Raw genomic sequence first — 25,400 nt, 5'->3', positions numbered from 1 at the left:
TCCTCTGTAGTACCTTTGTCTCAATTAAGACATTATTTGAGATAAAGAGAGAGGCGACGCATGATAAAGCTACCCCCGAAAAACGCAGCCCTGCTGACTGGCGTTTTTGAAGAAATCAGTCAAAAGCACCCCGACAAGCTGGCCGACTATCTGACCTGCTACAAGCCGGTAGACGACAAGGGCAGGTATCTACCTTATGACGAGTTTCGCCATCGTGTCGCGGCGGGGCTCGACGTTAACCTGGCCTGGGCCATCACCAAACTGTCTCGTTCGGCGCAGTATATGCGCCTGCTTCCCCTCGGGGATAACGGAGAATCTTGTCGTTTCCTGTTGACCCCCACCATGCAAAAGGCCATCTCTCATGCGGATCGCCATGCCTCAACCGGCGCCCTGGAATGGATGAGCAGCAAGATCGGTGAAGAGAACCATTTCGAGTATCTGATCAACGACTTGATCGAAGATGAGGCCATCAGCAGCAGCCAGCTGGAAGGGGCGGCGACCACCACGCTGGTCGCCAAAGACATGCTGAAGCGAAAGAGAAAACCCAGAACGCCGGACGAGAAAATGATCCTGGGTAACTTCAAGATGATGAAGTTTGCCTGGGATCATCGGCACAAGCCGCTCAGCATCGATCTGATGCTGGATATGCATAAAGAGGGCACCGACGATATCGACAACAGCCAGTATACGCCTGGGGCTTTCAGAAAAACCGATGATGTGGCGGTGGTGGATGCGGATGGCAATACGGTGCATACCCCGCCCGCAGCCAAAGAGATAAAAACCCGGTTAAAGCGGTTGGTCGCCTGGGCCAACGTTTGCCACGACGATGCGGACAGCAACGAGTATATCCATCCTATGATCAAGGCGATTTGCCTGCATTTTGCCATTGGTTATGAGCATCCGTTTCGGGATGGTAACGGCCGGGTAGCCCGCTCGCTGTTTTATTGGTACATGTTCAAGAACGACTATGCGGCTTTTCGCTATATCGCCATCAGCACCATGCTGAAAGCCGCCCCGGTCAAGTACGGCAAGTCTTATCTGTATACCGAAACCGATGAGATGGATCTGACCTACTTCGTCGAGTATCAGTGCCATGTGATCCTGAGGGCTATCAACGGTTTCAGAAAAGCCTACACCCGCTCACTGGAAGACATTGAAAGGTTTAACACCTGGATCTGGGACTCCGGCCTTTACCGCAAGCTGTCGGAAAAACAGCGGGTAGTGTTTCAGGTGGCCAAAAGCGGAAAAGCCAAGGTATTTACCGCTGCCAACACCAGGGATAACCTGGGCTGCTCTTACAATACCGCCTCTTCTACCCTCAACGGGCTGGTTGAACTCGGTGTGTTCGGCAAGAAAAAACAGGGCCGGGAATGGCAGTTCTTCATGCTGAACAAGCATGAAATTCAGGATAACTGGCAAAGCTGAGGAGTCGCCGGGCAAAGGGCCCGCACAAGCTGTTGGGCCTGTCGGTCGAAACCGAGTGGCAATTGTTAGAAGCCGAATCATTACCTGGACCTGAGTGCCATCTTTGCCACACCCACTAAAACCAACCCCATCAGGGAGTGGGGCATCGACGGACAGGCCAGCGCCGTGGTTCAGAGTTCGCTGCCGTTGGTGGCCATTGATTTTCAGGCCAGTTATATTCGCGACCTGAACAATGCCACCGACTACCCCGAGTTTGCGGTAAAAAAACAGGCGGAGCTGCTCAAAGAGTGGCTGCTGCACAAGCAGGAAAACATCATGGGCTTCCGGGAAAAGGCCTATCGTTCTACCGTGACCGGCACCATGGCGTCCAGGCTGCCGGCCCGCTGGCTGGACATCAAGGACGACTCGCTGGAAAGCTTCATGTCCCTCGATTTTGTCGAGAACAAGAGTTTCGACAAGGTCGACTGATAGCTTGGTTTAGAGCGTTATTCTGACGAAAATCAGCATCTTTCTGTAGAAAAATACCGGTATGACAGGTGTGTACAAAAAGCCCGCTCCAGTAAGGCAAGCCGTTTGGGTTTCTTGTGCATGAATCAATGGGCCAAAAATGAGAAGATTTTTTCTGCTCATTTTATTTGTCATATAAATCAATGTATTGTGGTTATTTTTATAACTTTGTAGGCACTAAGCATCGTATTTTCAATAAAACTTAATTTACACAATATTAAATTTTACACAACCACCCCTGATGAGGAAGAATCGTTTTCAGCTAACAAATTGAATGGAAATATATTTTTTTATCGAAAATGTGAGCCTGTCAGCTTGTAGTGCGGGTATTTACGACTCTGACTATGGGAAATGTTGATGTTTTGGCAGTTCGGGTTAACACAGACGCTCAAATCGATATTATCTGATGTTTTCTCTGGAGCTCTTGGTTGAGGTGCTTGGCCGGATATCTGTCCCATGAATGCCACCAGAAGCTGCACATGAATACAGCATGGATAGGCATCCATGGGTTATCAACTACTTACTTAAGCACACGAAACCCAAACGGCTTGCCAGTAAGGCGGGCTTTTTGTTGCTTCAAAACTGCGCCCGAAACGCTCTGTATTCCTGCTGGGCTTCGGTGGCGGTGGTGGTGGTCAGCCACAGCCGCTGTCCCGGTCGGCACTGGGCCAGGCGAGCACAGGCCAGCGGGGTCAGGGTGCCCAGGCGCGGATAGCCGCCAATGGTTTGACGGTCGTTCAGCAGCACTATGGGCTGGCCATCGGGCGGCACCTGTACCGCACCCAGCACAATGCCTTCCGAAATCATCGCATCCATACTGCAGTGCAACAGGGATCCTTGCAGCCGGATCCCCATGCGATCCGATCGAGGATCCACTGTCCAGGGGCTGTTAAAGGCATCGATCAGGCTTTGATCGTCGAAAAAACGAAACTGGGCGCCGGGGATCAGTGCCAGTCGCGGTTCGGCGTTGTAATTGGGAATGGTATCGGGAATGGTATCGGCAGGCAGATGCCGGTTGGGGATTGGTCGCGCAGTCGGTGTAAACGCCAGGCGGTCGCCAGCCGCCAGGGCGCTGCCGTCGCCCTTGTGACCACCCAGGCCATCGCGCACCACGCAGGCGGTGCTGCCCAGCACCTTTTCTGCGATAAAGCCGCCCGCCACTGCCAGATAGGCCCGTACTCCCAGGCGCGCCATGTTCAGGGTCAGGGTATCACCGGTATTCAGCTCGAAGGCCTGCCAGTTGGGCTGCGGTTGTTCGTTACGGCGGGCCTGCATGTCGGCGCCGCACAGCGCCAGAGTACAGGGCTGCTCTGCGGTCAGCATGAGTCCGCCCAGGGTGATTTCCAGCGCCGGGCTGCCCCAGGGGTTGCCCAGCAGCCAGTTGGCCCAGGCCCAGGCGTGCAGATCGGTCGGGCCGCCCTGGGTCACCCCCAGCCGACGTACCCCGAAACGACCGCGATCCTGCAGGGTGCTGAGCGGGCCGGGTCTTTGAATGGTCAGATATCCGTGGCGCATTCAAGACTCCCTCATGGGCGAGCTGTCGCCGCCCAGCCGTTCGAATTCGGCCTGGCTGACCGGTACAAAACGCACCCGATCGCCCACCCGCAGCAGGCTGAGATCCCGGCTGCGCGGATCGAACAACGTGGCCGGGGTGCGGCCGAGCAGGTTCCAGCCGCCGGGGGAGGCATTGGGGTAGGCGGCGGTCTGCCGGCCGGCAATGGCCACGCTGCCGGCGGGCACGCGTGGCCGCGGGCTGTCGAGGCGGGGCAGTGCCAATTGTTCCGGCAGGGTGCCCATAAAGGCGAAGCCGGGGGCGAAACCCAGGGCAAACACCCGGTACTCGTGCTCGCTGTGCAGTTCGATGAGCCGGTCGGCATCCAGCCCCGTGCGTTGCTCCAGCCGGGCCATGTCCGGCCCTACGCTGGGGTGGTACCACACCGGCAGCTCTTTCACCGGGGCCGCGTTATCGTCGGCATCGGGTTCGAGCTCGGCAAGCAGCTGTTGCAGCAGGCGGCGGGCCTCGCCGTGATCCAGCCGCAGGGGGTCGAACTGCACCAGTACCGTGGTGTAAGAGGGCACCAGATCGACCAGCTGTTCACCTAAGCTCTGCTCGCAGGCGCGCACCAGGGCGGTAATCCAGGTCATGTTGCGTTCGTCTATGGTGTCGAACAGCCGGATCAGCCAGGCATCCATGCCGGCATTTTCCAGCCGGGGCTGGGGGCTCATGTTCATGCTCATGCTAGTTGGTCCAGCAGTTGGCGAATGGCCTTCACGGCGGCAATGGACTCAGGATTGTCGCCGTGCACGCACAGGGTATCCGCCCGCAGCGTCAGTGGGCTGCCATCACCGGCGCTTAGCGGCTCGCCGGTGGCGATACGCCGGGCCTGCTCCAGTATCTGCGCCGTTTGGTGATGCACGGCGCCGGGCAAGGAACGGGACACCAGAAAGCCCTCGGCGTCGTAGGCGCGATCGGCAAAGGCCTCGAACCACAGGCCAATGCCGTGGCGGGCGGCCAGCGCCTGGGCCGGGGCGGGATTGGCCGTGGCCATCAGCATCAGCGGCAGGCCGGCATCGAAGGCGGCTACCGCCTTCATCACCGCCGCCAGTTTTTGCTCATCCCGCATCATGTCGTTGTAGAGGGCGCCGTGGGGTTTGATGTAATTCACCCGGGTGCCTTCGGCCCGGCACAGGGCGTCGAGCGCGCCCAGCTGATAGAGCACCATGTTTTCTATCTCGGCGGGCGAGCAGGCCAGGGAGCGGCGGCCAAACCCCACCAGATCCGGATAGGCCGGATGCGCTCCGGTTCTTACCCGGTGCCGTTTTGCCAGCTGTATGGTGCGGCGCATGGTGTCCGGATCGGCCGCGTGAAAGCCGCAGGCCACATTGGCCAGGTCTACAAAGGGCATCACGGCTTCGTCCTGGCCCATGGTCCAGGGACCAAAACTCTCCCCCATATCGGCATTCAACAGTAGTCTGGGCATGGTGTCGGCTCCGTCCGTTATCAGTGCTTTTATCTTACCCTTACCGGGCCCGACCCGCTCGAGGATCCGTCCGTCAGGCAAGGCGGTGTCGGCTTCGCAGAGAAATAATCTTGCCAGTCCGCTTTTTGCCATTATGATATGCGTTCATTTTAACCAAGAGGTCCGGTCAATCGCCGGTGTACCATATGGATTGCGCGCGAAGTTGCTTGCAACAACGTTCTGAATTGTCACGTCCCCCCCGTTTTTTGCTGTCCCCGGCGTTCGCCTCCCCACCCGAATCTGTCTGCTGCCCCGGCTATACTGATTTTGCCGGCCTGGCCTGCGCTACTCGCTAATCTGCTCATCGACAATCTCTCAAGAGGTAAATCATGGAATTCCTGATGGATCCGTCTATGTGGGCGGGCTTGCTGACACTGATTATTCTGGAAATCGTGCTGGGTATCGACAACCTGGTCTTTATTGCCATTCTGGTCAAGAAACTACCGCCGCATCAGCGCGACAGGGCGCGGATTATCGGTCTGTCGCTGGCGCTGTTGATGCGTCTGGGGCTGCTGAGCGCGGTGTCCTGGCTGGTTACCCTGACCACACCGCTGATCACCCTGGGCGAACTGAGCTTTTCGGGCCGGGATTTGATCCTGATGGGCGGGGGTCTTTTTCTGCTGTTCAAGGCCACCACCGAGCTGCACGAACGGCTGGAAGGCAAGATGCACGAGCAGGAAACCAGCACCGTTTATGCCGGTTTTGGCGTGGTGATTGCCCAGATCCTGGTGTTGGATGCGGTGTTTTCGCTCGACTCCATTATTACCGCCGTGGGCATGGTGGACAGCCTGCCGGTGATGATGATCGCCGTGGTGCTGGCCATGCTGGTGATGGTCGCCGCCTCCAAGTCCCTGACCGATTTCGTCAACGCCCATCCTACCGTGGTGGTGTTGTGTCTGAGCTTCCTGCTGATGATCGGTTTCAGCCTGGTGGCGGAAGGTTTCGGTTTCCATATTCCCAAGGGCTATTTGTACGCGGCCATCGGTTTCTCGATTATGATCGAATTCCTCAATCAGCTGGCCCAGCGTAATTCCGCCAGGGAAGAGGCTCGTCAGCCGTTGCGCGAGCGGACTACCGCCGCCATTTTTCGCCTGATGGGCGGCAAGGATCGTGCGGATGACGAGCCCGCGCAGACCCAGGAGCAAGCCCGGGAGCAGGGCTTTGCGGAAGAAGAGCGCAACATGATCAGTGGCGTGTTGTCGCTGGCCGAGCGCTCCATTCGCACCGTAATGACGCCCCGTTCCGACATTGTCTGGCTGGATGTGTCCGACAGTCGGGAAGAGGTGATAGCCGAGCTGATGGCGTCTTCGCACAGCCAGTTTCCGGTGTGCGATGGCGAGCTGGACAATCTGCTGGGCGTGGTGCGTGCCAAGGATTTGATGGTGGGCCTGAAAGAAGGCAAAACCCTGGCCGAACTGGCCGAGGGTAACGACCCCATCATAGTACCGGACAGCATCAGCGTGATCCGCCTGCTCAACGTGCTGCGCGATGCCCGTGGCAACATGGTGCTGGTGAATGATGAATTCGGTACCGTACAGGGGCTGGTGACGCCGCACGATTTGCTGGAGGCCATCGTCGGCGAATTTCTGGATGAAGACGAAGCTCCCGAGGTGGTCTGCGAAGAAGGTGGCTGGCTGGTGAAGGGCAGCACCGATCTGCATTATCTGGAACAGGTATTGTCGCGCCGTGGTCTGGTGGATCCGGACGACGAATACGCCACCCTGGCCGGCATGCTGCTGGCCTGGAGTGGTCAGCTACCCGAGCAGGGCGCGGTATTCGAGCGGGAGGATTTACGCTTCGAAGTGATCGAAGTGGAAGACTTCCGCATCGCTCAGGTTCGGATTACGCCGCTGGCGGCCTGAATCTCGGTGATAACGGTATAAAAGGCCGGAGGGGAACACCCTTCCGGCCTTTTTCATGGGTGTGGGTTATCCCATGCCTAAATGTTAATCATCGGCAGCAACAAGAAACATGCATACTTGATTAAACACTGACAGTCATTGATGAGTCAAAATGAGACCTTTGATGCTTTATTTTTATACAAATACGAACTCAACCTTTGAGTTCGTATAGTTTTCACTCTAATGAATGACGCTTTTTTTTTCTTTTTCGGTCGAGCATACAATGAGAAGTGTTAAATATTTGCTTTTATATTGTTGGGTTTTTTGTTCTTTTTCCTCTCGTCAAGAATGCTGAAATTCAGTTGAATCCCTTCATTGTTGTTTATCCCGCTATTCAAGATCTCATTGATAAAACAGGCACTGTAAGGTGATTTATTTTTATTCTTGATGCTGTGTTTGATGAGTGTCGGCTTTCTGTGAAGCCTTGGTATCACTAGGTAACATGAGGATGTTTTTAGGGTCTGGACAGGATTTTATCGAAGGTTTCATGCTCATATAGGCTGTTATATTGAAGATTGTAGAGTGTAGAGCCAGCCTCTAAAACGATAGGCTGGCGATCATGTTGCGCTTGACAAAAAACATATGGAAACAAACATGTTTGTAACATTTGATCGGTTTTTTATCTTGGCTGTTGGAAAAAATGGCAGCTCGAAAAACCTTGGATGCCACAACAATGTCCTTTGTCATTGTTTATTTGATGGTTTTTTTTATATATGATTGCCGGCAATAAACTTACAGTGCTGATAATTTACCTATATGGATATAGATGCCTCTCAACAGGCCACGCGTGAAGGGCTATTAAAAAGAATACAGTCGGGTCTACTTGCGCTTGCCGCACTCATGATTTCACTTGGTCAATGGAGTGACACTAAAGCATTGATAACGGAAACTTATCAGGCGTTTGTTACTCATTTTACCCATCAGGTTCAATATGAGCAGCTGCACAAAGTGCAAGTGGGCAGCAACCTAGCTTTTGTCGAGCAAACCTTTGGCATGGCCAAGTTAATCAAATCATCCAGAAAGCTGGACCATACCGAATACCGGTATTATAGCGATCCAAAGTTTGTTTTAGCCGTTGCGACACAAGGTGATCGGGTAGCGGCATATTCTGTGATGAGCATGGACAATACTTTTTTTCCTGAGCTTCGTTTTTCCCATGATCACCTAGGGAAGGTGAACTTTGCTCAACTTGATGATTTTTCAGGTTACTTTAGCACTGATGCCGGCAACGTCATTTACTATCAGGAAGGGTCAAAGCTCGGGAAAGAAGGGCTGTTTATGAATCGCTATATGGCCTATGTAGACTACGCAGCCCAGTATAGTGAGCACTCTTCAAATGATGTCGACAGCGAGATCACAGAGCTGAACAATCTCCTGGTTCTCGAGGACGACGAGCAGATACTTCAACAGGTTGATACGGTACGACAGTCAGCCTACCCCAATGTCGTTATTTTTGGTGACATAAATGAAGCGGTGGCATCTGACATGCTGCTCACTCGTAATGAATATAAAGCTCATTTCAAGGACTAGTCATGCGCCTCTTAATTGCTATGTTACTGTCGGCAGGTCTGCTGGGCTGTGCGACCACATCATCGAATACGCCTGCTTATTCAGCCCCAGACTGGTGGCTTAATCCGCCTCTTGATAGTCAGGATGCACTTTATGGTTCCGGAGAAGGATTCAGCCTCGAGCAAGCCCGACAAGCGGCGTTGAATAATATTGCGGGCAAGCTCAGCACGCAGATATCCAGTTCGCTTTCTCGTCATTCTCAGCAGGTTAACGCACGCAGCTCGGATACGGTTGATCGCCAGGTACGCAGTTATGTCGCTCAGATTAATCTGAGTAACTTTGAGCGTTTGAAAACCGAGCAGTTGGATAAGCGTGTTTTTGTCCTGATTAAAGTTGATCGTCTCGCGCTGATCCGTCGCTGGCAGGAGGAGCTGCGCCAGCAGCGTATGCAGGTAGAGCAGGTATTGGCTGACTCTCGGAGCCGGAGTCGGTTCACCTGGTGGCTTAAAGCGAATAGTTTGATTGGATTGGCAAAGAAAGCTGATGATACCTCGTTATTATTGCTTGCATTGACACCGGATAAGTCTGAAACAGCGGATCTTCAGGAAAAACTTCATCGAGCGATTCAAGACGGTAGTCAGAAAATTTCTACGCGTATTCGAGGTGATCGTCCTTCATTGACCGATAGCATCAAGGTGCAAGTGACTAACGAGGGCCTGAGTTACGACGATTGCAGAAGGTCTTGCGATCTGGAGTTACGTTATAGAACAGACATCCGCTATCTGAACGTTTTTGATGAAACGGTAGCCAAGCTTCAATTTCATGGGCAAGTCTTCGATACCAAGGGGGAGCTATCGGAAGTTCGCTGGGAGATCAGTGGCGCCTCTATCAGCGGCCCGGAGGGTGCAAAGCGCTCTGTGATCGCTCTAGCAAAAAATAAAATTGAAGAAGAAGGTATTTGGTCTGCTTTTGCAGTCACAGTTCCGTAATAAAAATGCAACAAAAAAGGGATGAAAGCATGAAACGATTTACTACGTTGGCTGCTGTCGGCTGCTTGGCTACGCTTACTGGTTGTATGAGCAATCATGTAAAACTCCATGATTATCAAATAACCCCTATTCCGATGACCGAGTTTCCGCCTTCCAAGCAGGATTTGCTCGGTGAGCAGCAAAAAATAGTACTGCTGGCCACGGAATACGATGAGTCATCAGATGCCCGTTTTGCCAAGGTTGTTACCACTATGCTGAAGCAGGACCTCATGGAGGCGAGGAAAACCGTGGTGGATCGTAAACTGGCTGCCAAGATGAAAAAAGAAATTGTGGCAGCAGAGGCATCAGGCATCTATCGTACATCCGGACCACTGATTGCCGAGATAGCGGTACTGCCCAAAGTCGTTTCTACCTCATGGGGAGCATCCTTCACTGCAGCCGAAAGTCGGCAGGATGATGAGGGTAAAGTACATACTACCCCCGCATATTGTGACTTCACGGGGAATGCCAAAATCTATGTGCGCTCCTATCGTATCCCATCGATGGAGCTCATCTCTACCCATGAATTCCAAGGTAAGCACGAAACAAAATCTGAGACTAATAACTCTTCTTGCCCGACCAGTAATGGTGCAGTAGCAGGTCTTATATCGAATGCCGTAAAAAAATCGATCGATGACAACTCTCATGAATTGCTCAATGATTTTGCACCCAAGGGGTATGTGTTGGAGCGCCGCGACACACCTAAAGGTTCAAAATCACTTATTCGTATTTCAGTTGGCACAGAACATGGAGCTGCCGATGGTGCCAAGGTGGTATTTAAAAGAAAAGAAAAGCGTATAAACCCTCTGACTGATAAAGAAACAATAGAATATGTTCCCCTGGGTGAAGGTTCTATAACCAATCTTCTGGATGTCAATGGTGCCTGGGTCAAGCCGAAGTCAAAGTCAGTCACCGAAACTTTGAGAGTTGGGGATGTTGCAGAGCTTCAGTTTACGAAATGCAAACCTGGCAATGTACTCGTACTGGGTGTTTGTATCCCGAAATATTTAAGTAAAATATAATAGTCAAGGGAATGAAAAAATATGAAGCTTAAATTATGTTCCATTGCCCTGGCTGGGACCTTGTTGTCCGGTTGTGGTACTCAGCAGATAGCCAAGTCACCTCTTGGTTATGACGTCTGCCATTTTCCCGATGTTCCTGGAACTAATGCTCCCAGCTGGATATGCGATCAGCCGGTAGAAGGGCTCGAAGTGCAGGCGACAGGATTTGCCCGAAAAATGTCTGGCGGCGCAGGATTGATGAAAGACGTAGCGGCGAGTGAAGCGCGCGGCCAGCTGGCGATGTCTTTTTCCAGTGACGTTAAAACGAAACTGGATCGCCTGACGACGGACAAGCAGGTTAATGGTGAAACCCAGTCCAGTGATGCAGTTGAACGTATCAGCTCGGCGCTGGCGGCCATGAGCATGAGTGATAGCCGGATTCTTCGCTCGCAAGTCAGTCCAAGTGGTGGCATGTATGTGCTGGTAGGGCTAACCAAAGGTGCCTACGATGCGAACGTTAGAGAGTTGTTCGAAAATGCCATGGATACCGAAACACCTGGGCTGTATCAGCAATTTCTCAAGGAGGAGGGTAATTCCTCTCTCGAGCAAACTCGGCAGCGCTTGACACAATAACATTCGGGGCTTTTTGTCCGCTTCAACAGGGTTAATGATGCATATTTTGTTTATTAGCATGTTCGTCACACTCGGATTGGTTATGAGTAATGTCGTGGCCTCATCCGAAGTTATTACAGACATGAACGCTACTGAGAAGGCGGGCAAAACAGCCTACGAAATATGGCGCGAAAAGCGGCTTGATGCTTATAGCAAGTATCGTTCTGAATACCTTGAGCGATATAATAATTATCGCCTCGATATTGTGCGTCGCTGGGGTATTCCCGAGCTGTCTGATGCCACCAACTATGTTAGTTATTCAGATGATCTGTCGAAAAAAGTCGTCATTGATTATGATAACAACCAAATTCGTGTTTCTGTGCTAGAGAAGCAGGATAGTCCGGCTGAGATAGATATAGAACATGAGTTGGGCAAACTAGCCCGCCGAACAGTAAAAACGGCCTTGGCTGACGATCCTGTCATGGCGCAGTCTGGCAATAATGATACTCGTTCGTTGTTGGGCTCGGTTTTGGGAGAATTGTTGGGCTCGGTTTCGGAAGAAGGCGGAGCTGGCTCGAGCGCTGCCTCTGCTACCTTGGCGAAAAACGCCCGCGTTGAAGTTGTTCCCTTGCCTCTTTCTGCGGCATCCGAAGCTGTCGTGCAGCAGCAGGTGTTGAAGGAAAGTCAGGGTCAAACTACGTCATCGCCACGCTCAGATGAACTCAACAAGAATCAGAAAGCGATTAGTGAAGCCTTTGCCAAGGCGCGCAAGCAGCAGAGCAAGGAAAAGCATCGCATTCGAACGTATGTGGTTGCATTGCCTGAAGATACCATGCTTAAACGGGCAGTTCACTATGTGCAACCCATAGCGGTTTCTGCCAAGAAATATGGCCTGGAGCCTGCATTGGTTTACGCCATAACACAGACCGAATCGGCGTTTAACCCCTTGGCTCGTTCGCATATTCCAGCCTTTGGCCTGATGCAAATAGTACCGAGCAGTGCCGGAGTCGATGTCAATAAGTTGCTGAATAAGAGCGGTCGGGCCCCGGCGGTAGATATTTTGCTGAATGCAGAGGAAAATATTAAATTTGGCACGGCTTATCTTCATATTTTGAATTCACGTTATCTGAGTCAAATTACCAATGAAGAAAGCAGGCTTTACTGCATGATTGCTGCTTACAATACCGGTTCCGGCAATGTTGCCTCGGTATTTCATCCCCAGGGCAAGAAGAGAATCAAGGCCGCAGCTCAGGTGATCAACTCACTGAGTCCGGATGAAGTGTATGCGCGATTACTGAAAGAGCTCCCTTATGAGGAAACCCGCAGATATCTGAAAAAAGTGAATACGGCTATGAAGAAATATCAAAATGCGCTGGATCATGGTCAGGTACTGAGGCAGGGTGCGTAGTCGTCTGAAAATTTAACAAAGAAATTGGTACTGATAAAAAGGCCCTGCTAAATAGCGGGGCCTTTTTTAGGTATCAGGCGTGGGGTTACCACCAGCGGTTTCGTCTCAACCAAAAGCCCAATCCTGTGCCCAGCACCAGCAGCAACAGACAGAAGATCCAGAAGGCGAGCGGATTGTCGGCACCGGGCATGCCGCCCAGGTTGATGCCGAACAGGCCGGTGAGAAAGCTGGCGGGTAGAAACAACAGCGCCATGATCGACATCTGATAGGCGCGGCGGTTGGTGGCTTCGGTCATGATGTTGTTGATTTCGTCTGCCAGCACGGCGGTACGGGCCACGCCTGCGTCCAGATCGTCCAGCCAGCGACGCAGCCGGTCGGCGATATCCAGCAAACGGCGGCGGTCGTCGTCGTCCAGCCAGCCGATTTTCTCGCTGGCCAGCCGGGCCACCAGATCCCGCTGGGGAGACAGATAACGACGGATCATGATCAGCTGCTTGCGGATTCGGCCCAGCCGACCGGTGGCGGGCATTTCGTTTTCCAGCACCGCTTCTTCCAGCTCCAGTATCTGATCGTGCAGTGCCTCCACAAACTCGCCGGCCCTGTCGGTGAGAGCATCGCAGATTTCCACCAGCCAGTCGCCCGGATTGACGGGGCCGCCCTGTTCCACCAATTGCTGGTAGACGTCCTGCTCCGACAAAATCGGGCGGCGTCGGCTGCTGAGGATAAGCTGGGGGCTGATGAAGATACGCAGCGCCACCATTTCTTCCGGCCGGTCGTGCTTGTTGTGGTTGATACCGCGCAGTATCAGCAGCAGGTTGTCGCCGTGGCGCACCAGCTTGGGCCGGCTGCTCTGGCCGAGCAAGGCCTCGCGGGCAGTGTCGTTCAGCAAGGGAGTGTGCGTCAGCCAGCGGGCGGCTTCGGGATCCCCGTAGTCCAGGTGCAGCCAGGCGGGCCGACCGGCGGGCAGCGTGGCTCCCGCCGCCAGCGGCTGCATGCCTCCGGCGCCGTCCAGCACCAGGCGATAAATACTGTTAACCGGTACTTGCTCCATCGTATTCCTCCTCTGCAGCCAGGGTGACCAGCTTACACCAAAGCATTAACAGTCTCAGCCGGAGCTTCACCTTTACCTTTACCTTTACCTTTACCTTTACCTTTACCTTTACCTTTACCTTTACCTTTACCTTGCAAGAGGCACTTTTTGCCGGCCATTGCCGGCCGGGGCAGGAAAGCGCCCGCCCGGAAACGGCCCCGAGCGACTTTGGTAGCGGTGTCACCGCTGGCTGCCGTATGGCGAAGACTGGCCTACATTCAATATTGATAACAACACAAAATGGAGAAAAAGATGGAAACCTTCTTTAATGCATGGCGCCCCCGGGTGCTGAGTGTGGTGCGCATGGTGTCCGCCTTTCTGTTTATGCAGCACGGCGGACAGAAGCTGCTCGGTTTTCCCGCTCCCCAGCGGGGCGAGTTCGATCTGTTCACGCTTGTCGGCGCGGCCGGTGTGCTCGAGCTGTTCGGCGGCGCCCTGCTGCTGCTTGGCCTGTTCACCCGGCCCGTCGCCTTCGTGCTCTCGGGGCAGATGGCCTTCGCCTACTTCATTGCCCATGCCCCGCAGGATTTCTGGCCACTGAACAACGGCGGGGAGCTGGCCATCATGTTCTGTTTCACCTTCTTCTACCTTGTCTTCGCCGGCGGTGGCAGCTGGAGCCTCGACTGTCTGCGCTCGGGCCGGCGCTGAGGGTTTTGACCTTGTAGCAACGGCTCTCAAGGACAAGCCCAGGGTGCGGGAGCCGTGCTTGAAGTTCTGGTTGCTCCTGCTGCTGAGTCTGCTCGGCGCCGGTTGCGGCGGCGGGGAGTGGCGTTACCTGCCCGGCTCTCCGGCGGAGGAGCGAACCCTCTATCTGGTCAACCATGGCTGGCATACCGGGGTGGTGCTGCCTGCGGCCGCGCTGGAGGCTCGGCTGACGGAGATAGGACGAGACTTTGCCGGTGCCCGGTTTTATGAAGTGGGCTGGGGCGACCAGGCTTTCTACCAGGCGGAGGAGATCGACGCCGGTCTGGTGCTCAGGGCCCTGCTCTGGCCTTCCGCGAGCGTGATCCACCTGGTGGCCCTGCCAAGGTCTCCGGCGCACTACTTCCGGCACGACGAGGTGCTGGCAATGACCGTTTCCGAGCGGGGCATGGCGCTGCTGCTGGATCGGGTGTCGGCTTCCTTCCGGCGCCACGATGACGGCGGCCTCGTCTACGCCGGCCGGGGCCGGTACGGTAATAGCGCCTTTTACCGGGCCGAGGGCCGCTATCACCTATTCAACACCTGCAATACCTGGGTGGCCCGGGTGCTGGCCGACGCCGGGGTGCCGATGCGCCCGGTCCTGGCCCTTACCGCCGGCGGCCTGATGCGCCAGGCCCGGACGGCGACGGCTTACCGGTGCCATACCGAATGCTGACCGGGCCGCGGCTGGCGAAATAGCGGGCCTTTGCGGTTATCCACAGGGTGCGGCAGGGGGTATGATGAACCTATTCCCGTTCCCTCTGCACAGGCCGGCTCATGCGACACGGTTCCTATCATCCCGAGGCGGAAGACGCCTCCTTCAACTGGCAGACATTGCGTACCCTGCTGCCCTATCTGCTCGAATATCGCGGCCGTATCATGCTGGCGCTGGGGTGTCTGGTGGCGGCCAAGGTGGCCAGCGTGGGTCTGCCCTTTATTCTCAAACACATCGTCGATGCCATGGACACCGGTGAAAACACGGTACTGGCGTTACCGCTGGGGCTGCTGCTGGCCTACGGGTCCGTGCGTTTTGCCAACGTGCTGTTCGGTGAAATTCGCGACACCCTGTTTGGCCGGGTCACGGAGCGGGCCATGCGCCGCATCGGGCTGGCGGTGTTCAATCACCTGCACCGGCTGGAGCTGGGCTTTCATCTCAATCGCAGCACCGGCGGCCTGTCGCGGGACATAGAGAGAGGCGTGTCGGGGGTCAGCTTTCTGCTGCGCTTCATGGTGTTCAACATAGTGCCGACCCTGTTCGAGATCGCCCTGGTGGTAGGGGTGCTGCTGGTCAACTATTCGATGTGGTTTGCGCTCACCACCCTGGTGGCGGTGGTGTTGTATGTGGCCTGGTCGGTGCTGGCCACCGACTGGCGCACCGGCTATGTGCGGGCCGCCAATCAGGCCGACTCCCAGAGCAATTCCCGGGCGGTGGACAGCCTGCTCAACTTCGAGACGGTGAAGTACTTCACCAACGAGCGCTTTGAAGCCGATCGCTACGACCAGGATCTGGCCCAATGGGAGCAGGCCCGGCGCAAGAACCGGCTGACGCTGTTTGCGCTCAACGGCGGTCAGGCGCTGATCATCGCCCTGGCGATGACGGTGATGATGGTGCTGGCCGGACGCAATGTGGTGGCCGGCACCATGACCCTGGGTGATTTCGTGCTGATAAACGCTTTCATGATGCAGCTGTTCATGCCGTTGAACTTTCTCGGTTTCGTGTATCGGGAAATGAAGGGCTCCATGGCCAATGTGGAGCGCATGTTCGATCTGCTGCGCCGGACGCCGGCCATCAAGGATGCCCCCGATGCCCCGGCGCTCGCCATCAGCCGGGGCGAGATTGAATTTCGCGAGGTCAGCTTCGGTTATGGCCCGGACAGGCCCATTCTGGATCGGGTCAGCTTCAGCGTACGGCCCCGGCAAAAAGTGGCGGTGGTGGGTGCCAGTGGTGCGGGCAAGTCGACCCTGGTCAAGCTGCTGTTCCGCTTTTACGAGGTGGATGCGGGCGCCGTGCTGATCGACGGCCAGGATATTCGTACCGTCAGCCAGGACTCGTTGCGCCGGGCCATCGGCATAGTGCCGCAGGATACGGTGCTGTTTAACGCCTCCATCTACGACAACATCCGTTACGGGCGCATCGATGCCGGCGAAGAGGAGGTGCAGCAAGCCATTCGGCTGGCGCATCTGGACGACTTTATCGCCCGGCTGCCGGACGGGCACAATACCCTGGTGGGCGAGCGTGGCCTCAAGCTCAGCGGCGGCGAAAAGCAGCGGGTGGCCATCGCCCGCACCATTCTAAAGCGGCCGCCGATACTGGTGTTCGACGAGGCGACCTCGTCCCTCGACAGCCGCTCGGAGCAGAGCATACTGCAGGCCATTCGCGAGGTCTCCCGCGGCCAGACCAGCCTGGTGATTGCCCACCGCCTGTCTACTGTGGTAGATGCGGACCATATTCTGGTGATGGACCAGGGCCGCATTGTCGAGCAGGGCAGCCATCATGAACTGTTGGCTGCCCATGGCCGCTATGCCCGGTTGTGGCAGTTGCAGCAGCAACAGCGGGAGCAGGAGCAAAAAACATGATTCGGGTCTACGCCGGGCTGATGTTGTGGTACCTGGTGCTCAGCCTGATCACCTTTGGTGTGTACTGGTGGGACAAGCGCGCCGCCATCAAGGGCAACTGGCGCATTCGCGAGCGTACCCTGCACATGCTGGCCCTGCTGGGCGGCTGGCCGGGCGCCTGGCTGGGGCAACATCTGCTGCGGCACAAGTCGCGCAAGCCCTCGTTCCGGCTGCTGTTCTGGCTGACGGTACTGACCAACCTGATGGTGCCGGTGGCGTTGTGGTGGGGACGCTGGGGTTAATGCCTATACTGGCTGAATACGTTATTACCGGAAACCGCCATGTCGTCTCGTCTGCTCGCTATTGTGTTGCTGGGAGCCTGGCTGGCTACGGCGTCGGCCCGGGCGCTGACGTTTACCCCGGCGCAAATAATGAAATGGAAAGCCAAAAGCTTTGTCGGCCATACCGAGTACCGGCTGGTGTATGACCCCCAGTTGCAACAGCCGGTGCTGCGGGCGCAAAGCCGGGCGGCGGCATCCGGCCTCTTCTACGAACGACGCATCGATCTGGATGCCACGCCCTGGCTCAGCTGGCGCTGGCGGGTGGAGCGGTTTCCGGCGGTGGCCGACGAACGCGCCAAACGCGGAGACGACTTTGCGGTGCGGGTCTATGTGGTGGTGCGCGACGGTTGGACCCGGCTGAGCAGCAAGGCCATCAGTTACGTCTGGTCGCAGCAGAGCGCAGCCGGGCGGCGCTGGCCCAATCCCTTTGCCGGCGACAAGGCGATGATGCTGGCGCTGCGTCACCGGCAGGACGGCGGCGGCTGGGTGAGTGAAAAGCGTAACCTGAAGGCGGATCTGCGGCGACTGTTCGGCAAGGACTTTCGCCATATCGACGCCGTGGCCATCATGACCGACGCCGATAACGGCAAGGGCACCGCCATCGGTTATTATGGGGCTCTGGTATTTAGCGCCGATGAGCCACAGTAGAAGAGAAGTGAGTCATGTCAGAACAGTCGGAACACACGCAATCAGCACAAGAGCAATACATAGCGCACACCGCCAACTGGGTGAAGCAGGTGATCATGAAGTACAACCTCTGCCCCTTCGCCCGACGGGAAGTGGAGCGCGCCAGTATTCGCTATGTGGTGGTGGAAGAGCACAAACCCAAGGCGGTACTGCAGGCGCTGCTGGCCGAGTGTCGGCTACTGGATGAGCAGCCGGAGGTGGAAACCACATTGGTGATCATTCCCCGTGGCTTCGAAGGCTTCTATGCCTATCTGGATCTGGTCGACCTGGCCAACGAGCTGCTGTTCGAGCAGGGCTTCGAGGGTCAATACCAGCTGGCCAGCTTTCATCCCGACTACTGCTTCGATGGCGAACCCCAGGATGACGCCGCCAACTACACCAATCGGTCGCCTTATCCCACCCTGCACCTCATTCGCGAAGCCAGCATGGAACAGGCGCTGGCCAGCTATGACGATCCCGAGTCCATTCCCGAGCGCAATATCCACTTTGCCCGCCGCAAGGGCAGCGACTTCTTCGCCCGGCTGCTGGCGCAGTGCGTCAAGCCCTGAGTCAATCGGGTATTACTCATCGATGACAGGTTACCGGAGGACAGATGCGAATTTTATCATTGCTGCTGATCGGACTGCTGTCCGGCTGCATGGGCATGCCGGACGGAGTGACCCCGGTCGACAACTTCAACACCGAACGCTATCTGGGTACCTGGTATGAAGTGGCCCGGCTGGATCACTCCTTCGAACGGGGACTGGTGCGGGTGAGTGCCGAATATCAGTTGCGCGAAGATGGCGGCATCCGGGTGCTAAACCGGGGTGTCGATGCCAAGAGCGGAGAGGTAAAAGAGGCGGAGGGAAAAGCCTATTTTGTTAACCATGAGCAGGAAGCTTATCTCAAGGTGTCTTTCTTTGGCCCCTTCTACGGCTCCTATGTGGTGTTTGAGCTGGATGACGACTATCAGCATGCCTTTGTGTCCGGCTATAACCATGATTATCTATGGTTGCTGGCGCGGGATCCCGCCGTCAGCCCGGCGCTGAAGGCGCATTTCGTGAGCAGGGCACAAGAGCTGGGCTTTGCTACCGATGGGCTCATCTGGCTGGATCAGAGGTAGCGTTGCAACTTCACTTTTTGATGGTGGCTTTGTCGGATTCTATGGTTTACCGTAAGTCGCTGATTGATGTGATGCTGTATTATGAGCACTGAGAAATAACCAACAAGGAGCAAAAAATGCTGAAAAAAGTCGTGCTGCTGGCTCTCGGTGGCGTTTTCGCCACGGCCGTTGCCGCCCAGTCCGAGATCTTCAAGGCGGATGATCTGGTCAAGTATCGTCAGTCTATCTATCAGGTGGTAGCGGCGCAGACCCAGGTGATGGGCGCCATGGTAAAAGGCGAGATCGAGTTTGATGGCGAAGCGCTGCATCAGCGTGCACTCAACATCGATAACGTCGGCAAGTTGCTGGGCGAAACCTATACGCCGGCCACCAGGGACGTCAAGGAAAGCAATATGCTGCCCGCAGCCTGGGAAGACATGGACGGCTTCAGCGCCAAGGGCAAGGCCTTTGGCAGTGCGCTGCAAGAGCTGATTGCGGTGTCCGGCGAGCCGGGCTTCGATGAAGCCAAGGCGAAACCCGTCGTGGGCAAGCTGATGAAAAGCTGCAAGGCCTGTCATGACGACTATCGCGATTAAGTGGTATCTCTGAACAAAAAAAGGAGCCGAAAGGCTCCTTTTTTGATCGGGGCGGGGTCATAAAACGTTGAATAAGGTCCAGATGATGCCGGCCGCCAGTGCAACAGACAACCCAAAGCGCAGCCAGGGAAAGGCAGGGGTATTCTGCTCCAGTCGATCCACCGTCCGCTCGAGAGGCGCTTCCTTATGGCCGGTCACCATGGCCTTGACCAGGCCTTCACCCCGCAGTCGATGCAACACTATGGCCAGTATGTGCAGCCCTATGATCAGCAGCAGTCCCTGATAAAACCAGGACTTGTGCCAGTCGGTCATCAGGCTGGTGGTGGTGCCCGAGACGTAGCTATAAAGGGGTCCTTCATAGAAAATGTCGTCGGTGGCGAACAGGCCGGTACCGGCCTGAAACAGCAGGGTGCCGAGCATCACCAGCACCATGACGCCGCCGAGCGGGTTATGGCTGAGGTACACCGGCTTGTGCGGCGTCAGGGTGGCGCGCAGATAGGCGATGATGCGGGCCGGGTGGTAGATAAAGTGACTGAAGCGGGCATAGGGAGTGCCGATAAAGCCCCAGATAATGCGATACAGCAGCAGCCCCAGCAGCCACTGGGCGAACAGCATGTGCTGCTCCATATCATCGCCGGCCGACCGCCACAGCAAAAACAGCAGTATCGGCAGGCTCCAGTGAAAAATCCGGATGGACCAGTCCCAGACGTGAACCGGGCGATGGGACGACGTGCTCATGAATGTGTTCTCCTGTGAACGCGATATGCGGCAGATATGCGGTAATGGTAACCCGAGCATTATTTTTATTTAAGTCGATGCTTAGGGTTTGTGTGGGCCCGTGCGGCAGCCAGGCTCTTTTGGGCGAGAAACAGATTATCAGGGTCATAAAATAAAACATCCCGGTAAAGACCGGGATGCGAGTCGGAAGGGAAAGCGGATGCTTTACTTGGCCGGATCCTGGCGTAACCTGGCCAGCGCCTGCTCCAGCCCCTGGCGGAACTGGCTGCGGGTCAGGGCGTCGATTTCCTGCCATCTGTTACTCGGCGCGAAGTCGATTCTGGTTTCGGACACCACATCCTTGCCTTGCAGGGCAATCCAGCGAGGGTCGTAGTTACGGCTCTGTTCGCTGTCCCATTCCAGTACCTGGCTGACGATGCCTTGCAACCGTTCCGGATTGCTCGTGGAATAGGGAGCGATACGAACGCCGAAGCGCTGATTCAGCTGATTGACGGCATTGTGGGCGGTGTCATCGCCGGATTTGTTGGCGTCGCTGCGGGCCCGCAGTTGGGCGGCGTAATACCAGAAGGTGGCCTGATCCTGATAGTCGTTGTCGAACATGACGGCAGACATCAGATACAGCACCGGTGGTGCGTAGTCGTTGGGGCTTTGCAGTATCTCGTTGATGGTGTCGCCCTGGCCACTGGTAATGGCGTCCATTGCCTGCTGGGAGCGGCTGACGTCAATCTGCGCAAACTCTCCCTTGGGGGTGATTGCCTGAGGCGCCTGGCTGCCGCTGGCGGGAGCCGGCTGTTCGGCCTGTTCTGCCGGAGGCTGACTGGAACAGGCGGCCAACAGGCCACAGAGTAACAGCGGATATAATTTCATCTTTCAACCTCATCAAAAGTAATATCTCCAGCAAAGCGGGAAATCGGGCTCAGGTCAAGAGTTCCGAGGCACTTTGAGGTCGATTGTCAGGCCGCCGGTCATTATTGTGGCGCTTTATGACAGTGCAAGACGGTATGACCGTTCAAGACTTACGACCGTTCAAGACTGTACGACCGTTCAAGACTGTTGCTGCCAGAAGAGCTGAATGTCCTGCCGGTAGGAGGCGGGAATGCTGCGCGAGCAGCTGAGGACAACGCCGTTGCCTTTCTTGAGACCACGAACCGTGCCCTTCAGGGTGCGTGCATCCTGCATCAGCTGTCGGCAATGGCAAACCAGTGCCTGCGGTGGCTGTCCACGTTTCACCTTGAGGTGAATACCCTCGATAGTGATCAAAAAGTGCTCCTGGCGGCGGCGCAGCGCATGCAGCAGGCCGAACAGCGTCAGCGAAACCAGACTTATGGTGCCGAACATCATTTCATCCTTGAAAACGGCGATTAATACGCGAATGATGACAGTTTGAACAATAAAGGCAAGCCGGCTGCATGATGTCGCCCTTAACAGTGAGAGTCGCCACCTTCAATGTGGCCCTGGATCGCGACCGGCCGGGACGGTTGGCGGCCGATCTGGCGGCGGGCCACCGCCAGCCCCGGAATATCGCTCGTATTGTGCAGCACATCCGACCCGATGTGCTGCTGCTGAACGAGTTTGATCACGACGGCGAAGGGCTGGACGACCGTCATCTGCGGCGGTTTTGCGAAGATTATCTGGCCGCCGGCGAACGCGGCATCGAGTACCCCTATCATTATCTGGTGCCCACCAATACCGGCCTGCTGGCACCGGTGGCGCTGCACGGGGCGGACCGGCCGGCACTGCCCGCCGACGGCCTGGGCTTTGGCGCCTTTCACGGCCAGTACGGTTTTGCGGTGTTGTCGCGCTTGCCGCTGTTATTCGATCGGATGCGCAGTTTTCGCCGCTTTTTATGGCGAGACATGCCCGGTGCCCGGCTGCCGATGACCGAATCCGGCGACTACTACAGTGCCGAGGCGCTGGCGGTGCTGCCGCTGTCGTCCAAGAATCATCTCGATCTGCCGGTGCGTCTGCCCAACGGCCGGGTGCTGCATCTGCTGGCCTGCCATCCGGCGCCCCCCATCGATGAAGGCCCGGAGCGGCGTAACAGCTGTCGCAATCACGACGAGCTGCGGTTATGGCATGACTATATTCGGCCCGGGCGGGGTGACTACCTGGTGGATGATGCGGGCGGCAGGGGCGGGCTGGTTTCAGGGGCCGACTTTGTTCTTCTGGGGGATCTGAACGCGGATCCCCGGGACGGCGACGGCTTCCGCGAAGGCATTCGGGCCTTGCTGGCCGATGCGGTGCTCAATCACGGCGTGGCACTGGGGCGGCAGCGACCCGCCTCGCGCGGGGGATTTTTTCTGCGTGGAATGTCTGGGCGGCAGGGATCACCGCGATGCTGGACGCACAGTCAGGGACTGCGACTCGATTATGTGCTGCCGAGTGCGAACCTGCGGGCGCTGGCGAGCGGCGTGTACTGGCCGCGGCCCAATCAGGCCGGTGCCGAGCTGTTCTGGAACCAGGGGGGTTGGCCGGAGCGTAATGCCAGCTCGGATCACCGCCTGGTATGGGTGGATATCGCCCTCTAGTGGTGTGAGAATCCTCACGCTTTCACCGAGCCATGACGGAATTACGCGAGCGATATCAAACATTGGTTAATCGATGCTGGGTTTTTAAGGTTTCCGGGGATTTAATATCACTCGAGACCCTAGATTGCTTTCGAAGTTCAGTCATTCGGGTTGGTGACCCGGATAATCAACTGGTATTCTTCATACGGGCAGGCCGATTGGCTTGCCCTTTTTCTTGCCCGTGTTTCCCGCCTTATCCCGTCCTTTTGCTCATGATGACGCCGCCATCGGCGCCGTTTGCGCAGGCAATGCACCGGCCTTTTCCGTTATTGCTGCCGCTGTCGCTGGCGCAGAAAGGCGGGAATATCGAGCCCTTCCGGCGTTGGCTCCGGCTGGTTGACGGGGGCCTGATGCCGGGGTTGAGACGGCGCCAGGGTTTCCTGCTGGGGCTGGATGCCGGTGGCGATCATGGTCACCTGTATGCTGTCGACCAGATTGGGGTCCAGGCTGATGCCGGATACCACGGTGGCGTATTCGCCCACGCATTCGGCGACCTGGTCGCCGATTTTCTGGAAATCGTCGAGGCCGATGTCCATCGAGGCCACCACGTTGAGCAGCACACCCCGGGCACGCTCCAGCTCCACTTTTTCCAGCAGCGGGTTGTTCAGCGCCTGCAGGGTGGCGTCAGTCACCTTGTTTTCGCCCCTGCCCAGGCCGATGCCCATGACCGCCTTGCCCTGCTGGCTCATGATGGTGCGCACATCGGCAAAGTCGATATTGATAAGGCCGGTCTGACCTATGATGTCGGCCAGCCCCTTGACCGCATTCTGGATGACCTTGCTGCTTTCGGTAAAGGCTTGCAGCAGCGGGGTTTTGGCGCCCAGCACCTTGAGCAGGTAGTCGTTGGGCAGCACCAGCAGGGCATCGGTGTGTTCGCCCAGGGTCTTGAGTCCTTCGTCGGCGGCCCTGGCGCGTTGCTTGCCTTCAAAGCCGAACGGACGGGTGACGATGGCGACCGTCATGATTCCCAGCTCACGTGCCACCCTGGCCACAATGGGGGCGGCACCGGTACCGGTGCCACCGCCCATGCCGGCGGTAATAAAGCACAAATCCGCGCCTTGCAACTGGGCGCGGATTTCGTCCAGGCTCTCTTCGGCGGCCTGCCGGCCAATCTCGGCCTGGGCACCGGCGCCCAGGCCCCGGGTCAGTATCTTGCCCAGTTGCAGGGTGTTGACCCGGCTCTGTTGCAGCGCCTTGGCGTCGGTATTCATGGCCACGATATGAACATGCTCGGGCAGGGCACCATCGGCCAGCAGGTTAACGGTGTTGCCACCGCAACCGCCCACGCCGATGACGCCGATATTAATGGCATCACAATCCGGTTCGGCCGGTTCAAAATAGAGATCGCGCATCCGGTACTCCGTGAAAAAACAAAGGGGGCTGAACCCGTCAGCCCCCGGCATAGGTGCCGCTCTTATTAACTTAGCTGTCTTTTAAGGATTCAGGCGCCAGTATTTCGACTTTTCCCGCCATATCGGTCAACCAGCGGCGAAATTCCGGTGAATCCTTGACGTCGGTTTCCACCATCATGCTCTGCTTGTCGTAACGGGTCAACCTGGGGTTATTACCCGGAATGGCACCTTCCATTATGGCCCGATTCGGGTGGGTGATCCGACCGACAAAGTGAATGGTATCGGCTTCTTCATGATAGCCCTTCTCGCGGATCAGCTTGTTGACGCTGAACTCTCGCGGCTGTGTCACCGGACGGCTGGTCAGTTCTACATCCTTGATGTGTTCGAAGGGAATACCGTAAATCTTGGGATCCATGTCCGACACGGTGCACAGCAGCATGGTGCTGTCTTTGCGACTGACGATGCCGAGCGGGTTCACCTGTTCGTAACGCAGCCAGACGGTACGGTCCTTGATAACCCGTTTGATTTCGGCGCTGAACTTGCGGCCGCGCCACAGGGCGTCGCGGATGCTGGTGGAACGGCGAATGTCCGGGCTGCCGGCGAACGGCCTGGGCAGACGCACCACGTTTTCCATCCAGCGACCGGCCAGCTCGCTCTGGCTGTCCTGGATGACCTGGGTGGCCTTGTCGATAATGGGGTTCAATTCGCTCAGCACGCTGGCCGGCAGCAGTTCGGCGGCCTGGTCGTTCCAGGTTTTCAGCGCCATGGCCAGACTGAGCGGCATGAAGTTGGCGAAGTCATTCAAACCATTGCGTTCAAAGCACCAGCCATGAGGTTTGCTACGATCATCGGAGGTGAGATCGAAGAGCCCCATACCTGACATTTCTTCCAGATCCCGCTGCACGGTACGCAGGCTGACCTGAATGCCTTCTTCTTCCAGTTTTTCTTGCAGCTGGCGTGCGGTCAGCTTGTACGGACGGTAGGGAACACAGCGCGCCAGGGTCAATTGTCTTAATAGCTTCTTACTCATGGTGATGCCCTCTTGCTTGGTATGATTCTATCCTAGGCTTGAGGTGTGACAAGTTTTGTCGCAACCTTTTCGGGGCAGACTGTCGCCATTTTTCTACAAATGCTTATTGATGGTCTGATTCTGACGCTGGTCATCGTTGCCTTTTTCCTGTGCTTGCGTGTCTAAGTAATTGAAATAATACCAATCTAAGTAAAAATGTGATCTAATTACTCTCATCCTATCTTGATGATTGATTCTATGGATAACCTTCAACAAACCGACTTCAGTGCA

General features: G+C 56.2%; 27 protein-coding genes. 17 read left to right on the top strand and 10 right to left on the bottom strand.

Annotation, left to right across the window (positions count from 1 at the left end; translation table 11 throughout):
• Window positions 1–60: 60 nt before the first annotated feature.
• Together HNR62_RS14320 and HNR62_RS14315 are read left to right on the top strand one after the other, a co-directional pair.
• On the top strand, window positions 61–1,425 hold the full coding sequence (locus tag HNR62_RS14320) for a Fic family protein (protein ID WP_204796760.1): 1,365 nt from the start codon (window positions 61–63) through the stop codon (window positions 1,423–1,425).
• Window positions 1,426–1,590: 165 nt separating this feature from the next.
• Window positions 1,591–1,893, top strand: a complete 303-nt coding sequence (locus HNR62_RS14315) for a hypothetical protein (protein WP_239552830.1) — start codon at window positions 1,591–1,593, stop codon at window positions 1,891–1,893.
• A 615-nt stretch (window positions 1,894–2,508) separates the two neighbouring features.
• On the opposite strand, the gene HNR62_RS14310 is transcribed toward HNR62_RS14315, so the two are convergent.
• The 3 genes from HNR62_RS14310 to HNR62_RS14300 are packed head-to-tail and all read right to left on the bottom strand — an operon-like array spanning window position 2,509 to window position 4,913.
• Window positions 2,509–3,447 carry a 5-oxoprolinase subunit C family protein gene (locus HNR62_RS14310; protein WP_204796759.1) on the bottom strand — a complete coding sequence of 313 codons (939 nt, stop codon included), beginning with the start codon at window positions 3,445–3,447 and terminating at the stop codon, window positions 2,509–2,511.
• On the bottom strand, window positions 3,448–4,158 hold the full coding sequence (gene pxpB / locus HNR62_RS14305; protein ID WP_204796758.1) for a 5-oxoprolinase subunit PxpB: 711 nt from the start codon (window positions 4,156–4,158) through the stop codon (window positions 3,448–3,450). It abuts the gene before it with no gap.
• An 8-nt stretch (window positions 4,159–4,166) separates the two neighbouring features.
• Entirely contained in the window at window positions 4,167–4,913 is a 747-nt protein-coding gene (locus tag HNR62_RS14300) for a 5-oxoprolinase subunit PxpA (protein ID WP_204796757.1), read from the bottom strand.
• 368 nt (window positions 4,914–5,281) lie between these two features.
• Between HNR62_RS14300 and HNR62_RS14295 the strand changes: the two genes are divergently transcribed.
• The 6 genes from HNR62_RS14295 to HNR62_RS14270 all read left to right on the top strand — a co-directional run bounded on the left by HNR62_RS14295 (window position 5,282) and on the right by HNR62_RS14270 (window position 12,411).
• Window positions 5,282–6,814 (top strand): TerC family protein, encoded by a 1,533-nt coding sequence (locus HNR62_RS14295; protein WP_204796756.1) that lies wholly within the window; start codon window positions 5,282–5,284, stop codon window positions 6,812–6,814.
• A 795-nt stretch (window positions 6,815–7,609) separates the two neighbouring features.
• Window positions 7,610–8,383 (top strand): ETEC_3214 domain-containing protein, encoded by a 774-nt coding sequence (locus HNR62_RS14290; RefSeq protein WP_204796755.1) that lies wholly within the window; start codon window positions 7,610–7,612, stop codon window positions 8,381–8,383.
• 2 nt (window positions 8,384–8,385) lie between these two features.
• Window positions 8,386–9,351, top strand: a complete 966-nt coding sequence (locus tag HNR62_RS14285; RefSeq protein ID WP_204796754.1) for an LPP20 family lipoprotein — start codon at window positions 8,386–8,388, stop codon at window positions 9,349–9,351.
• Between the two features lie 29 nt (window positions 9,352–9,380).
• Window positions 9,381–10,412: a hypothetical protein gene (locus HNR62_RS14280; RefSeq protein ID WP_204796753.1), complete on the top strand. Its 1,032-nt coding sequence runs from the start codon at window positions 9,381–9,383 to the stop codon at window positions 10,410–10,412.
• Between the two features lie 21 nt (window positions 10,413–10,433).
• Window positions 10,434–11,024, top strand: coding sequence for an LPP20 family lipoprotein (locus HNR62_RS14275; RefSeq protein WP_204796752.1), 591 nt, complete (start codon window positions 10,434–10,436; stop codon window positions 11,022–11,024).
• Between the two features lie 34 nt (window positions 11,025–11,058).
• Window positions 11,059–12,411, top strand: a complete 1,353-nt coding sequence (locus HNR62_RS14270) for a transglycosylase SLT domain-containing protein (protein ID WP_204796751.1) — start codon at window positions 11,059–11,061, stop codon at window positions 12,409–12,411.
• An 85-nt stretch (window positions 12,412–12,496) separates the two neighbouring features.
• Here the strand turns inward: HNR62_RS14270 and zntB are convergent, their stop codons facing one another.
• Window positions 12,497–13,462, bottom strand: a complete 966-nt coding sequence (gene zntB / locus HNR62_RS14265; RefSeq protein WP_204796750.1) for a zinc transporter ZntB — start codon at window positions 13,460–13,462, stop codon at window positions 12,497–12,499.
• 32 nt (window positions 13,463–13,494) lie between these two features.
• Window positions 13,495–13,620, bottom strand: a complete 126-nt coding sequence (locus HNR62_RS16350; protein ID WP_275588109.1) for a hypothetical protein — start codon at window positions 13,618–13,620, stop codon at window positions 13,495–13,497.
• A gap of 133 nt (window positions 13,621–13,753) precedes the next feature.
• Between HNR62_RS16350 and HNR62_RS14260 the strand changes: the two genes are divergently transcribed.
• From HNR62_RS14260 to HNR62_RS14225, 8 genes are all read left to right on the top strand, one after another.
• A complete protein-coding gene (locus HNR62_RS14260; RefSeq protein WP_204796749.1) occupies window positions 13,754–14,149 on the top strand; it encodes a DoxX family protein in 396 nt (131 codons plus the stop codon).
• A 58-nt stretch (window positions 14,150–14,207) separates the two neighbouring features.
• Window positions 14,208–14,858 (top strand): DUF2459 domain-containing protein, encoded by a 651-nt coding sequence (locus HNR62_RS14255; protein WP_204796748.1) that lies wholly within the window; start codon window positions 14,208–14,210, stop codon window positions 14,856–14,858.
• A gap of 101 nt (window positions 14,859–14,959) precedes the next feature.
• Window positions 14,960–16,759: an ABCB family ABC transporter ATP-binding protein/permease gene (locus HNR62_RS14250; protein ID WP_204796747.1), complete on the top strand. Its 1,800-nt coding sequence runs from the start codon at window positions 14,960–14,962 to the stop codon at window positions 16,757–16,759.
• Complete coding sequence (locus HNR62_RS14245; protein WP_204796746.1) at window positions 16,756–17,040, top strand: DUF1294 domain-containing protein; 285 nt, start codon at window positions 16,756–16,758, stop codon at window positions 17,038–17,040. The genes HNR62_RS14250 and HNR62_RS14245 overlap by 4 nt, the downstream gene beginning before the upstream one ends.
• A 39-nt stretch (window positions 17,041–17,079) precedes the next feature.
• On the top strand, window positions 17,080–17,727 hold the full coding sequence (locus HNR62_RS14240; RefSeq protein ID WP_204796745.1) for a DUF3047 domain-containing protein: 648 nt from the start codon (window positions 17,080–17,082) through the stop codon (window positions 17,725–17,727).
• 14 nt (window positions 17,728–17,741) lie between these two features.
• Window positions 17,742–18,314 (top strand): DUF1415 domain-containing protein, encoded by a 573-nt coding sequence (locus HNR62_RS14235; protein WP_204796744.1) that lies wholly within the window; start codon window positions 17,742–17,744, stop codon window positions 18,312–18,314.
• A gap of 44 nt (window positions 18,315–18,358) precedes the next feature.
• A complete protein-coding gene (locus HNR62_RS14230) occupies window positions 18,359–18,868 on the top strand; it encodes a lipocalin family protein (protein WP_204796743.1) in 510 nt (169 codons plus the stop codon).
• A gap of 116 nt (window positions 18,869–18,984) precedes the next feature.
• Window positions 18,985–19,443 carry a c-type cytochrome gene (locus HNR62_RS14225; protein WP_204796742.1) on the top strand — a complete coding sequence of 153 codons (459 nt, stop codon included), beginning with the start codon at window positions 18,985–18,987 and terminating at the stop codon, window positions 19,441–19,443.
• Window positions 19,444–19,500: 57 nt separating this feature from the next.
• Here HNR62_RS14225 and HNR62_RS14220 read toward each other — a convergent pair whose 3' ends face one another.
• The 3 genes from HNR62_RS14220 to HNR62_RS14210 form a co-directional block, all read right to left on the bottom strand.
• On the bottom strand, window positions 19,501–20,181 hold the full coding sequence (locus HNR62_RS14220; RefSeq protein ID WP_204796741.1) for a cytochrome b/b6 domain-containing protein: 681 nt from the start codon (window positions 20,179–20,181) through the stop codon (window positions 19,501–19,503).
• Window positions 20,182–20,385: 204 nt separating this feature from the next.
• Window positions 20,386–21,048, bottom strand: a complete 663-nt coding sequence (locus HNR62_RS14215; RefSeq protein ID WP_204796740.1) for a hypothetical protein — start codon at window positions 21,046–21,048, stop codon at window positions 20,386–20,388.
• A gap of 177 nt (window positions 21,049–21,225) precedes the next feature.
• Window positions 21,226–21,522 (bottom strand): DUF3634 family protein, encoded by a 297-nt coding sequence (locus HNR62_RS14210; RefSeq protein WP_239552829.1) that lies wholly within the window; start codon window positions 21,520–21,522, stop codon window positions 21,226–21,228.
• Between the two features lie 68 nt (window positions 21,523–21,590).
• Here HNR62_RS14210 and HNR62_RS14205 point away from each other — a divergent pair, with 68 nt between their 5' ends.
• A complete protein-coding gene (locus HNR62_RS14205; protein ID WP_239552828.1) occupies window positions 21,591–22,709 on the top strand; it encodes an endonuclease/exonuclease/phosphatase family protein in 1,119 nt (372 codons plus the stop codon).
• A gap of 305 nt (window positions 22,710–23,014) precedes the next feature.
• Here HNR62_RS14205 and ftsZ read toward each other — a convergent pair whose 3' ends face one another.
• Both ftsZ and HNR62_RS14195 read right to left on the bottom strand, forming a co-directional pair.
• The gene (gene ftsZ, locus HNR62_RS14200) at window positions 23,015–24,100 is read right to left on the bottom strand and encodes a cell division protein FtsZ (RefSeq protein WP_204796739.1); all 1,086 of its coding nucleotides are present in this window, start codon (window positions 24,098–24,100) and stop codon (window positions 23,015–23,017) included.
• Between the two features lie 70 nt (window positions 24,101–24,170).
• Entirely contained in the window at window positions 24,171–25,130 is a 960-nt protein-coding gene (locus HNR62_RS14195) for a helix-turn-helix transcriptional regulator (protein ID WP_204796738.1), read from the bottom strand.
• Window positions 25,131–25,400: the final 270 nt, after the last annotated feature.

The sequence above is a fragment of the Oceanisphaera litoralis genome, from assembly GCF_016907015.1.
GTDB classification, from domain to species: Bacteria; Pseudomonadota; Gammaproteobacteria; order Enterobacterales; family Aeromonadaceae; genus Oceanimonas; species Oceanimonas litoralis.
Note: the sequence above shows the minus strand (reverse complement) of the source record. Positions and strands in the feature narration are given on the sequence as shown.

What these genes read in the sequence shown, in the direction of transcription:
- HNR62_RS14320 (WP_204796760.1), top strand. Translation starts at nt 61, where the DNA reads ATGATAAAGCTACCCCCGAAAAACGCAGCCCTGCTGACTGGCGTTTTT.
- HNR62_RS14310 (WP_204796759.1), bottom strand. Translation starts at nt 3,447, where the DNA reads ATGCGCCACGGATATCTGACCATTCAAAGACCCGGCCCGCTCAGCACC.
- pxpB (WP_204796758.1), bottom strand. Translation starts at nt 4,158, where the DNA reads ATGAGCCCCCAGCCCCGGCTGGAAAATGCCGGCATGGATGCCTGGCTG.
- HNR62_RS14300 (WP_204796757.1), bottom strand. Translation starts at nt 4,913, where the DNA reads ATGCCCAGACTACTGTTGAATGCCGATATGGGGGAGAGTTTTGGTCCC.
- HNR62_RS14295 (WP_204796756.1), top strand. Translation starts at nt 5,282, where the DNA reads ATGGAATTCCTGATGGATCCGTCTATGTGGGCGGGCTTGCTGACACTG.
- HNR62_RS14290 (WP_204796755.1), top strand. Translation starts at nt 7,610, where the DNA reads ATGGATATAGATGCCTCTCAACAGGCCACGCGTGAAGGGCTATTAAAA.
- HNR62_RS14285 (WP_204796754.1), top strand. Translation starts at nt 8,386, where the DNA reads ATGCGCCTCTTAATTGCTATGTTACTGTCGGCAGGTCTGCTGGGCTGT.
- HNR62_RS14280 (WP_204796753.1), top strand. Translation starts at nt 9,381, where the DNA reads ATGAAACGATTTACTACGTTGGCTGCTGTCGGCTGCTTGGCTACGCTT.
- HNR62_RS14275 (WP_204796752.1), top strand. Translation starts at nt 10,434, where the DNA reads ATGAAGCTTAAATTATGTTCCATTGCCCTGGCTGGGACCTTGTTGTCC.
- HNR62_RS14270 (WP_204796751.1), top strand. Translation starts at nt 11,059, where the DNA reads ATGATGCATATTTTGTTTATTAGCATGTTCGTCACACTCGGATTGGTT.
- zntB (WP_204796750.1), bottom strand. Translation starts at nt 13,462, where the DNA reads ATGGAGCAAGTACCGGTTAACAGTATTTATCGCCTGGTGCTGGACGGC.
- HNR62_RS16350 (WP_275588109.1), bottom strand. Translation starts at nt 13,620, where the DNA reads ATGGCCGGCAAAAAGTGCCTCTTGCAAGGTAAAGGTAAAGGTAAAGGT.
- HNR62_RS14260 (WP_204796749.1), top strand. Translation starts at nt 13,754, where the DNA reads ATGGAAACCTTCTTTAATGCATGGCGCCCCCGGGTGCTGAGTGTGGTG.
- HNR62_RS14250 (WP_204796747.1), top strand. Translation starts at nt 14,960, where the DNA reads ATGCGACACGGTTCCTATCATCCCGAGGCGGAAGACGCCTCCTTCAAC.
- HNR62_RS14245 (WP_204796746.1), top strand. Translation starts at nt 16,756, where the DNA reads ATGATTCGGGTCTACGCCGGGCTGATGTTGTGGTACCTGGTGCTCAGC.
- HNR62_RS14240 (WP_204796745.1), top strand. Translation starts at nt 17,080, where the DNA reads ATGTCGTCTCGTCTGCTCGCTATTGTGTTGCTGGGAGCCTGGCTGGCT.
- HNR62_RS14235 (WP_204796744.1), top strand. Translation starts at nt 17,742, where the DNA reads ATGTCAGAACAGTCGGAACACACGCAATCAGCACAAGAGCAATACATA.
- HNR62_RS14230 (WP_204796743.1), top strand. Translation starts at nt 18,359, where the DNA reads ATGCGAATTTTATCATTGCTGCTGATCGGACTGCTGTCCGGCTGCATG.
- HNR62_RS14225 (WP_204796742.1), top strand. Translation starts at nt 18,985, where the DNA reads ATGCTGAAAAAAGTCGTGCTGCTGGCTCTCGGTGGCGTTTTCGCCACG.
- HNR62_RS14220 (WP_204796741.1), bottom strand. Translation starts at nt 20,181, where the DNA reads ATGAGCACGTCGTCCCATCGCCCGGTTCACGTCTGGGACTGGTCCATC.
- HNR62_RS14215 (WP_204796740.1), bottom strand. Translation starts at nt 21,048, where the DNA reads ATGAAATTATATCCGCTGTTACTCTGTGGCCTGTTGGCCGCCTGTTCC.
- HNR62_RS14210 (WP_239552829.1), bottom strand. Translation starts at nt 21,522, where the DNA reads ATGATGTTCGGCACCATAAGTCTGGTTTCGCTGACGCTGTTCGGCCTG.
- HNR62_RS14205 (WP_239552828.1), top strand. Translation starts at nt 21,591, where the DNA reads ATGATGTCGCCCTTAACAGTGAGAGTCGCCACCTTCAATGTGGCCCTG.
- ftsZ (WP_204796739.1), bottom strand. Translation starts at nt 24,100, where the DNA reads ATGCGCGATCTCTATTTTGAACCGGCCGAACCGGATTGTGATGCCATT.
- HNR62_RS14195 (WP_204796738.1), bottom strand. Translation starts at nt 25,130, where the DNA reads ATGAGTAAGAAGCTATTAAGACAATTGACCCTGGCGCGCTGTGTTCCC.